We start from the raw sequence: 12,267 nt of genomic DNA on the forward strand, positions 1-12,267 counted from the left end.
GTCAAGCCCTCGCTTTCAACACTGCCGGCTGGGTAACCCAATAACCGGGAGCGGCACGGCAATAAGTCGGCACGACTACCGCATCGCGCACCTGGTCGAACATCAGCGCCTGCTCGAAGGCGATGACCTTGGCGTTGCCGGTGACGCCGCCGTCGCCGACCACGCCCAGGTACCAGCCGCTGACGATACGGTGCAGCACCAGCGACAGCGCGCTGTCGCTGCCGACCGCGGCCGCCAGGTTATCGACGTCCTTGATTTTGTGATCGAGGCTGTACTGCCACAACGCTGCGGCCTGCTTTTCAAACTCGATCGCTTGCTTGCTGAGCGCGCTGTACAGTCTTGCGCCTATGCGCGGATTGAGTTTCGGCGCCCCGGTCAGCAAGGCCGACAATGCCATGAAATTTGCCTGTTGCTGGCTGCTGGGGGGAGGTGCGGCGGGGGTGACGGTCTGGGCTGAGGCTTGCTGCAGCCAGCGAGGAATGCTCATCATCGCGAAACTGACGCCGGCCAGCAGCATGAGATTGCGCCTGCTGGCGGAAAACACCTCGCGGCCGGGCGCTGCTGTGATGGGCTGGTCGCTTGATCGCTCGCCTGTAACTGATGGACGTTGCTGCATATGGCTAGTCCTTTCTGCCTGGTAGGTTGCCTGATTATACTAAGCCCGGCAGATAGCTGCTGCGTCTTTTGCCGACCCTATGAAAACGGCGCGCAGCGACTACACTGGTAACATTTGATTTCAGCGCGCACCTCTTTGACAAGAATCCCGACTCATGAAACCCATCGCACCCGGCACCGTTATTTTCCACCGCTTCCGCGGTTATGGCGTGATCACGTCCGTCAACTTGCTGACCGGCTGGATCGCTGCGCGTTTCGGCAGCGAGAAGCGGACGCTGGACCTGAACCTGTCGACCGACGAGGTCCAGCACGCCGATGGCGAGCCGATCCTGTTCCGCCACGCGCCGCCGGACCGCATGCCGCACGCGCGCCTGATGGCGCTGGTGCGCGAGCTGCATCGCGCCGGTTACCAGCGGCTGTACCTGTACAGCTGGCCCAAGCCGTCCGGCCTGCACTGGCGCTGGCACCTGTTCTGCGGCCGGCGCAGCTGGATGGAGAGGGCGCGGCGCGAAGGCTGGTACGGTTCGGGCGCCGACTACAATTTCAATCCTATCCTGGGCTGGGGCGACAAGCCGGGAGCGTCGATCCCGGAGCTGGCCAGGGCGCTGGCGCAGTTCGACCCGCACGGCCTGGCGCAAGCCCTGGGACGCGATGAAGACCACAGCGCATGGTTTGCCAAGGTATGCGACGCCTTGCTGCCGGATTACGCCTTCAGCCTGGGCTGGAGCGAAGGCCCGATGCCGGACTGCCTGCCGGTGATCCCGGTGCGCAAGAACGTGCCCGAATACAGCGGCCCTGCCCTGCCATGGCCGCCCGGCTGGCAAGGCATGTGGCGCGATACCACGCTGGCGGCGCCGGCAGCGCGCCTGAACAAGCTGATCCTGCCCAGCGGCGCCGGCGACGACGACTGACGATTTACTTCTGCGATAGCGCGCCCGGATTCAAGACATTCTTGGGCGTGCCGCCGGCGAAATCCAGCAGATTCTGGAACGCTGCACGGAAATACAGCTCGTAACCATCCTTCTCGACATAACCCAGGTGCGGCGTGGCCAGCACATTCTCCATCCGCAACAGCGGCGAATCCGGCGGCAGCGGCTCGGTCTCGAATACATCCAGCGCCGCAAAACCAGGCCGGCCCTGCTGCAAGGCCGGCAGCAGCGCGCCGTCGGCGACCAGTTCGGCGCGGCTGGTGTTGACAAAGATGGCGCTGGATTTCATCAAGGCCAGGTCGGCTGCCTCGACGATGCCGCGGGTAGCGTCATTAAGGCGCAGGTGCAGCGACAGCACGTCGGCTTCGGCAAAGAACTGCTGCTTCGATGCCGCGGCTTCATAACCGTCTTTCAGCGCCGCGGCCAAACTGGCTTCGCGTCCCCACACCAGCACCCGCATGCCGAACGCCTTGCCGTATCCCGCAACCATGCGGCCGATCTTGCCGTAACCCCAGATCCCCAGCGTGCGTCCCTTGAGCGCGGTGCCGATGACATCGTTTTGCGGCAGCGCCGACACCGATTGCCATTGCCCTTGCTGCAAGTTGCTGACATAGCGCGGGATGCGGCGGCTGGCGGCCATGACCAGGGCCCAGGTCAGCTCGGCCGGCGCGGTCGGGTCGCCGACACCTTCGACGATGGCGATGCCGCAGTCGGTAGCGGCTTCGACGTCGATATGGCCGCTCACTTTGCCGGTCTGCGAAATCAGTTTCAGCTTGGGCAGTTTTTGCAGCAGCGCCCTGGAAAAACTGCTGCGTTCGCGTATCAATACCAGCGCTTCAAAATCGGCTAGCCGAATTGCCATCTGGCCAACGCCGCGCGCGGAATTGTTGAACACTTTCACCTCGTGGCCCTCCAACATGCTGAAGCTGTCGAGATGGCGGACGCTGTCCTGATAATCATCGAGTATGGCAATTTTCATAGGAGTTTCTGGCTTTACGGAAAGTAAATGCGTGCAAAAAAGTGGAGGAAAACCGCCGTCACGTAATAAAGCAACAGCATCCGGAAAACGGGAAATACCTTACTACAATAGTTGGTCATTTTCACTACAAATCGGGTGTACAATCGGCCCACTTTTTCCAGGAAAAATGCCGTTTGCCGGACCGGACAAGCAGTATCGACCATGGTGTGCGGCCTACGCCGCAGTAAAACCCGCACGATGCCTGTAGATTTGTAGCCGACAGTAAATCCCGGCCCATTATTTCATTTTTTGCTGCCCGCGGCGATGCGCAAAGAGCCCGCAGCAAACGCACCAGAATTCAGCCGACCGACACGGCGCGCCAGGCAGGCGCAGGCCGCTGGCAAAGGAAGGCCAGACGCAGATTTCTTTATTGGTATTGGAGGTAGTTTTCATGAATCAACCCCTTATGGGCGGCATTGCTGCAATCAACGCCCCGGCATACGTCAAGCAGCAGAAACTGATCAACTGGGTGGCTGAAGTCGCCGCCCTGGCCAAGCCTGACCGCATCTACTGGTGCGACGGCTCGCAGGCCGAATACGATCGCCTGTGCAGCGGCATGGTGGCGGCCGGCACCATGAAAAAACTGAACCAGGAAAAACGCCCGAACAGCTACCTGGCTTGCTCCAATCCGTCGGATGTGGCGCGCGTCGAAGACCGCACTTTCATCTGCTCGGCAAAAGAAGAAGACGCCGGCCCGACCAACAACTGGACCGATCCGGCCGAAATGCGCAAGACGCTGCACGACCTGTTCGACGGCTGCATGCAAGGCCGCACCATGTATGTGGTGCCGTTTTCGATGGGGCCGCTGGGTTCGCCGATCGCCCACATCGGCGTTGAACTGTCCGATTCGCCGTACGTCGCCGTCAACATGCGCATCATGACCCGCATGGGCAAGGCCGTGTACGACGTGCTGGGCAGCGACGGCGAGTTCGTGCCTTGCGTGCACAGCGTCGGCGCACCGCTGGCGGCCGGCCAGAAAGACGTGGCCTGGCCTTGCAATCCGACCAAATACATCGTCCACTATCCGGAAACCCGTGAAATCTGGTCTTACGGTTCGGGTTACGGCGGCAACGCACTGCTCGGCAAGAAATGCTTCGCGCTGCGCATTGCCTCGACCATGGGCCGCGACCAGGGCTGGCTGGCGGAACACATGCTGATCCTCGGCGTCGAATCGCCGGCAGGCAAGAAACACTATGTTGCGGCGGCTTTCCCGTCCGCTTGCGGCAAGACCAATTTCGCCATGCTGATCCCGCCTGCAGGTTTCGAGGGCTGGAAAGTGACCACCATCGGCGACGACATCGCCTGGATCAAGCCGGGCGCCGACGGCCGCCTGTACGCCATCAATCCGGAAGCCGGCTATTTCGGCGTCGCTCCCGGCACCAACGACAAGACCAACTACAACTGCATGGCTTCGCTGCGCGAAAACACCATCTTCACCAACGTCGCCCTGACCGACGACGGCGATGTCTGGTGGGAAGGCATGAGCAGCACGGCGCCTGAGCACCTGATCGACTGGCAGGGCAAGGACTGGACGCCGGCCATCGCCAAGGAAACCGGCGCCAAGGCAGCCCACCCGAATGCGCGTTTCACCGTAGCCGCAACCCAGAATCCGGTCATCGACGCCGCCTGGGACGATCCGGCCGGCGTGCCGATCTCTGCCTTCATTTTCGGCGGCCGCCGCTCCACCACCGTGCCGCTGGTAACCGAAGCCCGCAACTGGGTGGAAGGCGTGTACATGGCAGCCACCATGGGTTCGGAAACCACTGCGGCCGCGGCCGGCCAGCAAGGCGTGGTGCGGCGCGATCCGTTCGCCATGCTGCCGTTCATCGGCTACAACATGAGCGACTATTTCCAGCACTGGCTGACATTGGGCGAGAAGCTGGCGCAGCAAGGCGCTGCCGAATTGCCGAAGATCTTCTGCGTCAACTGGTTCCGCACCGGCGCCGACGGCAAGTTCGTCTGGCCGGGCTTTGGCGACAACATGCGCGTGCTGAACTGGATGCTGGACCGGCTCGACGGCAAGCAGGGCGGCGTCGAGCACCTGTTCGGCGTGACGCCGCGTTACGCCGACCTGAACTGGGAAGGGCTGGCGTTCAGCGAAGAACAGTTCGAGCGCATCACCGCGATCGACAAGGCTGCCTGGAAAGCGGAAACCGCGCTGCATACGGAACTGTTCGACAAGCTGAAACATCGTTTGCCGAAGCAGCTGGCCGAGGTCAGGCTGGCGCTGGAGAAGCAGCTGGCAGAGTAAGGCCCGGCTTGCATCGCAAAACAGAACGCCCGCTGCTTGCGGGCGTTTTTTTATGTGCGGGCAAAAAAAATCCCCGCCGGCGCTAGGCCGGCGGGGTGAATCCTTCCATCGCAGGAAAGAGGAGACGTCAGAAATTCAGATGACAGCTGTTACAGGCCGTTCAAACCCATCCAGGCCAGAACACGCGTGGCCACGGCACGCAGCCATTGCAGCACTGCGAAAGTCGGGAAGCCGTCTTCGTCATGGTAAATGTATTGGTGCATGGCAAACTCCTCGTGGTTAATTGTCGTCAAGCGCGTAATCAGTCGCGGCCGGCCAGCAAGCGCAGCTCCGCCGCCAGGCTAGGCTGGCTGGAGGCATGGTCGTTAGCCATGCGGCGTATCAGTTGCTGCCCTTTGAACTTGCTGCGGGCAATCCGCTGCTCCAGCGATTTGCGCGGCTTGATCAGCATCAATGCTGCGCGCAAGATCCCCATCCAAAGCGGTTTGAAATACACCATCAAGGTCGCCAGCGCTCCCAGGCCCAGCAATGGCCGCAGTGCGGCGGCAGCGGCAGCAAGCACGGCCGATGCGTCGAACAAGGCGATTTCAGCTGGCAGGGCAAAAGCGAATAAAGACATTGCAACGACTCTTTCATGGTGATGTTGCATTGCAGTATATTCACTACTTAGCGTGCTATCCAATTCTGATTTTGGATATCAGTTATGTGTTCGACGAATAATGTCCTGATGCGGCTGAAGAATGTCTTCCATGTCGTCGTTAATGCATTATGTGTAAGATAAAGCACGGCGGGCATCGGGCGGCCTGGCGTAGTTTCGACTCGGCAATAGTTGCGCATCTAAGACATAATTCAGATTGATATGCGTTTTATGTTGTGGCGCAATATTTTCACGCCACTTGAAATCTGTCATTGCGCTTTCATATAACAGTTATAGAATCTGTGAATGTTGCTTTCAGCTAAATTTGCCGGCGCAATATTCCATTAAAAATAATTAACGATAGATCCAACCATGAGCTTCCTGACGCTTGACCTGAACCTGCTGCGTGTCTTCGACGCCGTCATGACCGAGCAGAACCTGACGCGCGCCGCCAGCCGGCTGGCAATGACCCAGCCGGCGGTGTCGAATGCCTTGAAACGCCTGCGCGACACCCTCAACGACGAGCTGCTGATCCGTACCGCGCATGGCGTCAAGCCGACCCAGCATGCCGAAGAATTGTGGCCGGTGGTCAGGCGCGCGCTGACCGACCTGGAAACCGCGATCACGCCGGAAACTTTCGATGTCTCGCGCGCCCACACTACTTTCCAGATGGCGATGGCCGACGCCACCGCGGCGCTGTGGCTGCCGGCGCTGGTGCGCACCATCGAGCGCAATGCGCCGCAAATGAATATCCGCATGGTGCCGCTGACCACCCGCGATCCGCGCCAGATGCTGTTGCGCGGCGACGTCGACCTGGCGGTCGGCTTTTTCCCCGGCGTCGCGGCGCAGCTGGCCGGCGGCCAGACTACCAGCGCCTCGCCGATCCACCACGAACGGCTGTACACCGGCGAATACGTGTGCGTGATGCACAAGGACCATCCGCTGGCCAGCCAGGTGCTGACCCTGGACAATTACTGCGCCTCGCATCACCTGCTGGTCAGTTTTTCCGGCCGGGCGCATGGCTTGATCGATGAAACCCTGGCGGCGATGGGGCGCGAGCGGCGCATCCTGCTGACCGTCAACCAGTTCTTCACCGCCGGCCGGGTGGTCGCCAGTTCCGATTTGCTGACGGTCTTGCCGCGCCACTTGATCGGCGCGACCGGCATGACCGATGTCCTGGTGGCGCGCGAACTGCCGTTCCCGACGCCGGCGGTGCACGTCGACATGCTGTGGCACGAACGGGATGCGCGCAATCCGGCGCATAAATGGCTGCGCGGCCACCTGAGCGAAACCGCGCACGAGAAATTCAGCCTGATCGATCCCGAAGACGAAGACTGATCAATCGCGGGCGGCAGTCTCGCGCTGGAACTGCGACAGCTGCCGGTACTGCTGCTCCAGCAGTTTGGGAATAGCCGCATAGATCGGCCACAGACGGCGGTATAGCGCGACGTTTTCCGCAATCGGCACATGGCGGTGGGTAGAACCGACCATGGCGCCGATGACATCCAGCGAATCGACCTTGCCCAGCGCGTACAGGCCCAGCACGGCGGCGCCGAGGCAGGACGATTCGACGCTTTCCGGCACCACCACTTCACGCTCGAAAATATCCGCCATCATTTGCCGCCACAGCGCCGAACGGGCAAAGCCGCCGGTCGCCATCATGTGGGTGGTCGGCCCGATCAGGCCCTCGACCGCCGGCAAAATGCTGTACAGGCTGAAAATCACGCCTTCCAGCGCGGCCCGGATCATGTGCGGCTTGCCGTGGTGCGTGGCCAGGCCGAAATAGGAGCCGCGCGCATCGGCGTTCCACAGCGGCGCCCGTTCGCCCGCCAGGTAGGGATGGAACAGCAATCCTTCGGCGCCGGCGCTGACACCCTCGGCGATCTTGGTCAACGCATCGTAAGGATCGAGTCCGGCGGCCTTGGCGGCGGCCGATTCGGCGGTGGCCAGCTCATTGCGTACCCAGTGGAAAATGCTGCCGCCGTTGTTGGTGGGGCCGCCGACCACCCAATGCTTGGCGGTCAGGGCATAACAGAAGGTGCGGCCGGAGGGATCGGTCAGCGGCTTGTCGATCACGGTCCGCATCGCTCCCGAGGTGCCGATGGTGACGGCCACCTGGCCAGGGCCGATGGCGTTGACGCCGAGATTGGACAGCACGCCATCGTTGGCGCCGATCACGAACGGCGTCGCCGGCGACAAGCCCAGCTGCTGCGCCATGGCCGGCGCCAGGCCGCTCAGGTAATGGGTGGTCGGCACCAGTTTCGACAATTGCTGCGGGCCGATGCCCAGCAGTTCCAGCGCACCCTGGTCCCAGTCCAGCTGCTGCAGGTTGAACATGCCGGTGGCGGAGGCGATCGAATGGTCGACCAGCCATTCGCCGAACAGGCGGTACAGCACATATTCCTTCATGCCGACAAACCGCGCGGTGCGCGCAAACAACTGCGGCTGGTCGTGGCGCAGCCACATGATCTTGCACAGCGGCGACATCGGGTGGATAGGCGTGCCGGTGCGCAGGTAGATTTCATGGCCGCCCAGTTCGTCGCGGATGCGGTTGGCCCATGCGCCGGCGCGGTTGTCGCCCCAGGTAATGCTGTTGCTCAGCAATTCGCCGTCCGGGCCGACTGCAATCACGCTATGCATGGCGGCGCTGAAGGACACCAGCGCAATCTGCGCGGACTCGACATGGCTGTTGCCGACGGCGTTGCTGATAGCGCTCAGCACGGCTTCGTAAATCTGCAGCGGATCTTGCTCGGCCATGCCCGGCGTGGTGCACAGCAGGGGATATTCCACCGCGTGCTGCGCCACCACTTGTCCCTCGGTGGTGAACAGCACCGCCTTGGTGCTGGTGGTGCCGATATCTACGCCGAGCATGTATTCTGGCTGGTGTTGCATGAACTACCTCGTGATGAAATGAGTAAGCGACTGGTAATGGGCAGCTATCCTGCCTGGACAGCCGTCCGCCGCGCCCGCTTCATTGTAGTACTTGCCGGCGGCGGCGAGTGGCTGCAATAATACACCAGATGTTAGCGCTAACATCGCATCTCTTGACGCAACGGAAAGTGATATTGCAGACTGCTAGTATCCTTACTCCAAGGAAACTATAACAATACGGCATGGCTTGCGTGTAACATTGGTCGCGCTAGCCAAATGAACAAGATTCCATTGCCAGTCACATATCTTTAGGACCAGGCGGAATAATGAACAGGCTGCAACAGCGAGCTAAATGCAAAGAACCCATAAAATGCCATCGTTACCATGACCAGCCCGGAACTCAAGCCACAACGCCATAGCCGCGCCAGCGGCAGGGTAACCATCGTCGACGTTGCGCGCCTGGCGCGGGTCAGCCCGATGACTGTGTCGCGCGCCCTGAAAACCCCCGCGCTGGTGCAGCTGGAAGCGCGCGACCGGATTGCAGCGGCGATCAAGCAGCTCGGTTATGTGCCGAACCAGGCCGCCAGCACGCTGGCCTCGGCCAAATCGCAAGTGATCGGCGTGATCGTGCCATCGCTCAGCAACTCGGTGTTCGTGGATACGCTGACCGGCATCCGCGACAGCCTGAACCAGCACGGCTACAAATTCCTGATCGGCGAAAGCAGCTATTCGCCGGACAAGGAAAGCCAGCTGATCAGCACGTACCTGGCGCATGCGCCGGACGGCTTTTTGCTGAGCGGCATAGAACAGCAGGATGCGCTGCGCGAACAGCTGGCAACGCACAATGTGCCGGCCGTGCGCATGTTCGACCTGAATCCCGGAAACAGCGAGGTCACGGTTGGTTTTTCGCATGAAGAAGCGGGTTACAGCATCGCCCGCCACCTGATCGCGCGCGGCTACCGCCAGCCCGGCTTTCTCGGCGCCCAGCTCGATCCGCGCATGATGAAACGCCGGCACGGCTTTCGCAAGGCATTGTCGGAAGCAGGCATGAACCCTGAGGTGGAAGTGTTGACGCCGGTGCCGTCGACGGTAGAACTCGGCACCAAGATGCTGGGCCAGATCCTGCAGCAGGCGCCGGCTTGCGATGCCGTGTTTTGCTGTAACGATGATTTGGCGCTGGGGGTCTTGTTCGAGTGCCAGCGGCGCGGCCTGTCGGTGCCGGGCCAGATGGCGATCGCAGGGTTCAACGATTTGCCGTGGTCAGCGTTCGCCAATCCGGGCATCACCACGATAGTCACGCCGCGTTACGACATCGGCTTTACCGCAGCCCAGTTACTGATCAAGCTGCTCAGGCACGAACCGCTGGAAACAACCAGCGTCGACCTCGGCTTCAAGCTGGCGATACGCAGCAGCACCTGAGCAGCAAACAGGACTCCGATCAATGCAGATCCGGCAAAGCCTTGGTACGCTCAATTTGCACAGCCCGCAATTCCTTCGGATCCAGCGCCAGCAATGACAGGATTGTCGGGGCGATCTGCGTAGTCTCGACATGATCGTCATTCGATTGGTGGGCGATGCCGGCCCCCCATACCACGATAGGCACATGCCTATCCTGATGCGCGTTGCCGCCGTGTTCGGCGATCTTGGACAGCTTGCCGCCGGCCCAGACGACTCCTTGCTGCGCGATACCGACTACATCGGGAACACGTTCATCGCCACGCCTGGCGCCGAATAAATCTTCCGCCTCTTCTCCCGCATAGATTCTTGTGACGCCAGCTTGCGTAAATGGCTTGGGGGTGCTGTTGCCAAAAGCGTCCGAGCCGATGCCGTTGCCCGAATAAGCAAGCAGGAATTTCTTCGCAAAGCGCGTTGCTTTAACCGAGCGGTCGGTGAGCCACATCAGGATGCCGTCGTCATCGATTGCATGGGCAACCAGATGGGTTTGGGCGGGATCTTTGCAGCCTGCACTATTGTTTTCCCAAGCGCAGTTCAATGCGTCAATCATGTCGCCGTCATGGATGATCGTAAGCGCCGCGCGGTTTTGTGGCGACTGGCCATGTTTTGCGGAGAGCACCACCACCGTTTTGCTGAGATCAAGCGCGCTGACCATGGCCTTGAGCTGGCCGTCCACAAAAGTCAATGCGCTTTGCAATACCGGCCCTGGCACCGCGCCATTCAAGGTGTAGCCACCCAGGCCGTTGGTCATGATGGTGCTGGGGTTTTCCGGGTCGATGTAGTAGTTCGACTTGTTGAGTTTCTGCGCGGTGGAGACAGCCTGGAAGTTCATGCCGAAAATGGCGGGAACGCCCAGCGAGTTATTGCCGGCGTGATCCAAGCCCTTGGCCCAATTCACGACGGCCTTAACTTTGAAGGCATCGTATTTTTGGGTATTGGTGTTGTCCTTGGTCCAGTCGTCGCCGGGACCGGCGGGTGCCGACGGATCGGTGACTGAACTGTTGATTTCAGGTGCAAACAAGTCATCGATTCCCTTGCCGGACGGGCCATTGAGAATGTCGTATGCTGCGTGCTTGTCCGACCATGCTGTACGCAAATGATGCTGCTTCGCTACTTCAAAAATCGTGTTCACTTGAAGATACTGATGCGGATACACCGGCAAACATGTTTTGGGATCTACCGGCAATGTTTTCGGATCCAGCAAATCTTGTGCATGGCCAGTCAGCTGAGATATTTTTGTGAAGTCGGAATACAAACCGGGAATCTGCTGGCCGCTGTCCAAGCGGTTCATGTCCTTTGCGCTGACTTCCGCGTAGTAAACTTCCGCCCCCGGTTTCGCTCCCGCGCAGCTGGTTGTTCCCGCAGGCAGCAGCCCTCGGCTGTAGGCGTCATCGTAATAGATACCCGTGGTTTTTGGATTGCCGCCAGTGAGCTGGCCGACCATGCCTGGAAATGAATCCGAAGGGAAGGGGGTTCTGGCGTTGGTATAGCTGGCGCCTTCACGCACCATGCGCGCGAGGGTGGATTGCGGATACGCGGTAACAAACCAGTCAAGGTCGGCTTGGTGCATGCCGTCGACTGAAATAAGCAGGACATGCTTGGCCGGCTGTTTTTTAGCATCCGTTTCGTCGGCATGGCTCAACGTCGCCGCACTTGCGAAGAAAGAAAGCATCAGCGCCAAGGTGATTTTTTTCGAGGTTTGCATAGTTATTTTCCTATAGGGAGGATAGTGAAAAAAACTGGAATGAAGAAACTCGACGTCAAGCATAAGCCTCGTATGTGACCAGACAATTACGTGCGGCAATATTTTTGAATGCTTGTCAAAGGCGCATGCAGCCGTGCCGCAGATGTGTTTTTGGAATAAAAAAGGGCCGTAAAAAAAAGAAGCAGAGTCAAATATCCACCGGGGAAAATTCAACTCTGCTTCCTTTATTCCAGCAGGCAGGAACCATGCGGCGAGCGCTGGCGGCCTGGGCCGATTCTTAGCGAATCGGCAGCTTTGTAGTGTGCTTGACCTCTTCCATCACCGCGTAAGTGTGCGTCTCGCGCACGCCCTTGAGCTGCAGCAGCGACTTGCCGAGAAACTCGCGGTAGGCGTTCATGTCCTTGACGCGCGCCTTGACCAGGTAATCGAAACCGCCGGCCACCATGTGGCACTCCAGCACCTCGGGGATGATCTGCACGCTCTGGCTGAACGCCTCGAAAACTTCCGGCGTGGTGCGGTCCAGCACCACTTCGATAAACACCAGCAGGGCGACGTCCAGCAGCTGCGGATTGAGCTGGGCGGTGTAATGCAGGATATAACCGGCTTCCTGCAGTTTGCGCACGCGCTCCAGGCAAGCGGCGGGTGACAAGTTGACGCGAGCAGACAGATCGACATTGCTGATACGACCATCGTTCTGCAGTTCGGCCAGGATTTTCTTACTAATCTTGTCAAGCATGCACTATCTTCCGAAAAATTTTATTCGGTTAAATTTTCTCACCAATAACA

Annotated in this window: 10 protein-coding genes; 4 read left to right on the plus strand and 6 right to left on the minus strand. The window is 60.0% G+C overall.

Annotated features, from left to right (window positions below; translation table 11 throughout):
• Window position 1: 1 nt before the first annotated feature.
• Window positions 2-616, minus strand: coding sequence for a sorbitol dehydrogenase family protein (locus V8G57_RS13415; protein ID WP_342829826.1), 615 nt, complete (start codon window positions 614-616; stop codon window positions 2-4).
• A 154-nt stretch (window positions 617-770) separates the two neighbouring features.
• Between V8G57_RS13415 and V8G57_RS13420 the strand changes: the two genes are divergently transcribed.
• Window positions 771-1,526 (plus strand): L-asparaginase, encoded by a 756-nt coding sequence (locus tag V8G57_RS13420; RefSeq protein WP_342829827.1) that lies wholly within the window; start codon window positions 771-773, stop codon window positions 1,524-1,526.
• A gap of 4 nt (window positions 1,527-1,530) precedes the next feature.
• On the opposite strand, the gene V8G57_RS13425 is transcribed toward V8G57_RS13420, so the two are convergent.
• Window positions 1,531-2,523: a D-2-hydroxyacid dehydrogenase family protein gene (locus tag V8G57_RS13425; protein ID WP_342829828.1), complete on the minus strand. Its 993-nt coding sequence runs from the start codon at window positions 2,521-2,523 to the stop codon at window positions 1,531-1,533.
• A gap of 430 nt (window positions 2,524-2,953) precedes the next feature.
• Here V8G57_RS13425 and V8G57_RS13430 point away from each other — a divergent pair, with 430 nt between their 5' ends.
• A complete protein-coding gene (locus V8G57_RS13430; RefSeq protein ID WP_342829829.1) occupies window positions 2,954-4,813 on the plus strand; it encodes a phosphoenolpyruvate carboxykinase (GTP) in 1,860 nt (619 codons plus the stop codon).
• Between the two features lie 301 nt (window positions 4,814-5,114).
• Here the strand turns inward: V8G57_RS13430 and V8G57_RS13435 are convergent, their stop codons facing one another.
• Window positions 5,115-5,432: a hypothetical protein gene (locus tag V8G57_RS13435; RefSeq protein WP_342829830.1), complete on the minus strand. Its 318-nt coding sequence runs from the start codon at window positions 5,430-5,432 to the stop codon at window positions 5,115-5,117.
• Window positions 5,433-5,822: 390 nt separating this feature from the next.
• Here V8G57_RS13435 and V8G57_RS13440 point away from each other — a divergent pair, with 390 nt between their 5' ends.
• Window positions 5,823-6,788, plus strand: coding sequence for a LysR family transcriptional regulator (locus tag V8G57_RS13440; protein ID WP_092395849.1), 966 nt, complete (start codon window positions 5,823-5,825; stop codon window positions 6,786-6,788).
• Here the strand turns inward: V8G57_RS13440 and gntK are convergent, their stop codons facing one another.
• Window positions 6,789-8,342, minus strand: a complete 1,554-nt coding sequence (gntK, locus tag V8G57_RS13445; RefSeq protein WP_342829831.1) for a gluconokinase — start codon at window positions 8,340-8,342, stop codon at window positions 6,789-6,791.
• A gap of 363 nt (window positions 8,343-8,705) precedes the next feature.
• On the opposite strand from gntK, the gene gntR reads away from it, so the two are divergent.
• A complete protein-coding gene (gene gntR, locus V8G57_RS13450) occupies window positions 8,706-9,740 on the plus strand; it encodes an HTH-type transcriptional regulator GntR (RefSeq protein WP_092395845.1) in 1,035 nt (344 codons plus the stop codon).
• A gap of 19 nt (window positions 9,741-9,759) precedes the next feature.
• On the opposite strand, the gene V8G57_RS13455 is transcribed toward gntR, so the two are convergent.
• Both V8G57_RS13455 and V8G57_RS13460 read right to left on the minus strand, forming a co-directional pair.
• Window positions 9,760-11,481, minus strand: coding sequence for an alkaline phosphatase family protein (locus tag V8G57_RS13455; protein ID WP_342829833.1), 1,722 nt, complete (start codon window positions 11,479-11,481; stop codon window positions 9,760-9,762).
• 277 nt (window positions 11,482-11,758) lie between these two features.
• Window positions 11,759-12,217, minus strand: a complete 459-nt coding sequence (locus tag V8G57_RS13460; protein WP_014008389.1) for an Lrp/AsnC ligand binding domain-containing protein — start codon at window positions 12,215-12,217, stop codon at window positions 11,759-11,761.
• Between the last annotated feature and the right edge of the window lie 50 nt (window positions 12,218-12,267).

The organism is Collimonas rhizosphaerae, assembly GCF_038896935.1.
Lineage (GTDB): Bacteria > Pseudomonadota > Gammaproteobacteria > Burkholderiales > Burkholderiaceae_D > Collimonas > Collimonas rhizosphaerae.

What these genes read in the sequence shown, in the direction of transcription:
- V8G57_RS13415 (WP_342829826.1), bottom strand. Translation starts at nt 616, where the DNA reads ATGCAGCAACGTCCATCAGTTACAGGCGAGCGATCAAGCGACCAGCCC.
- V8G57_RS13420 (WP_342829827.1), top strand. Translation starts at nt 771, where the DNA reads ATGAAACCCATCGCACCCGGCACCGTTATTTTCCACCGCTTCCGCGGT.
- V8G57_RS13425 (WP_342829828.1), bottom strand. Translation starts at nt 2,523, where the DNA reads ATGAAAATTGCCATACTCGATGATTATCAGGACAGCGTCCGCCATCTC.
- V8G57_RS13430 (WP_342829829.1), top strand. Translation starts at nt 2,954, where the DNA reads ATGAATCAACCCCTTATGGGCGGCATTGCTGCAATCAACGCCCCGGCA.
- V8G57_RS13435 (WP_342829830.1), bottom strand. Translation starts at nt 5,432, where the DNA reads ATGTCTTTATTCGCTTTTGCCCTGCCAGCTGAAATCGCCTTGTTCGAC.
- V8G57_RS13440 (WP_092395849.1), top strand. Translation starts at nt 5,823, where the DNA reads ATGAGCTTCCTGACGCTTGACCTGAACCTGCTGCGTGTCTTCGACGCC.
- gntK (WP_342829831.1), bottom strand. Translation starts at nt 8,342, where the DNA reads ATGCAACACCAGCCAGAATACATGCTCGGCGTAGATATCGGCACCACC.
- gntR (WP_092395845.1), top strand. Translation starts at nt 8,706, where the DNA reads ATGACCAGCCCGGAACTCAAGCCACAACGCCATAGCCGCGCCAGCGGC.
- V8G57_RS13455 (WP_342829833.1), bottom strand. Translation starts at nt 11,481, where the DNA reads ATGCAAACCTCGAAAAAAATCACCTTGGCGCTGATGCTTTCTTTCTTC.
- V8G57_RS13460 (WP_014008389.1), bottom strand. Translation starts at nt 12,217, where the DNA reads ATGCTTGACAAGATTAGTAAGAAAATCCTGGCCGAACTGCAGAACGAT.